The organism is Cedecea sp. P7760, from assembly GCF_013386425.1.
GTDB lineage: Bacteria > Pseudomonadota > Gammaproteobacteria > Enterobacterales > Enterobacteriaceae > Cedecea > Cedecea selenatireducens.
The window spans coordinates 1-549 of the sequence record NZ_JACARU010000110.1; the positions used below are offsets into that span (position 1 = coordinate 1).

At 37.5% G+C, this 549-nt stretch carries 1 protein-coding gene; it reads right to left on the minus strand.

The genetic code is table 11. From position 1 onward, the window contains the following. On the minus strand, positions 1-431 hold a 431-nt coding region (locus HX778_RS24885), incomplete at its 3' end, for a hypothetical protein (protein ID WP_218167271.1). Positions 432-549: the final 118 nt, after the last annotated feature.

Here is a 549-nt window from a genome sequence, read left to right on the forward strand (position 1 = left end):
ACATTGAAGCCATCCCTCACAACTATTTTTTTAAATGATTTATAAAAATACAAAAATATATGTCGTCCCTCGGCAACATTTTTCTTTTCCGAGTTCGAAACTTTCATATCTCTAATAATTTCCTGAAGGATATTCAACATATTAAAAAACGAATTTTCAAAGTCTCTCACTATTTCTGCCTGCTCTCTTCTCCCTGCATCATCCTCTAGTTTTTTTGTTGCATCCATTTGCAGCTTTATCGTCCATAAAACCCCACAAAAGCCCATAGCAGAAAAGATTGAGGTAAAAGCTCCCCAAGAATCGCCAAATACTCCTCGCTGGTTCGCATCCATGCCTTCAAATGGCCAAACATCATGCGATATGGCGTAACCATAGCCAAACACAAAAAATGCACTAATCAGTATTAAAAAGCGAATCATTGCCCAAGCCATCCTTGTTCGTTTTGATAACTTATTTTGATAAAATTTTGATAACCGTTCGAAAGCTAATAATAAAAAACGGGAACCCCAAGGCTCCCGTTGTCACATAACCAGCAGTGCTGATTACATG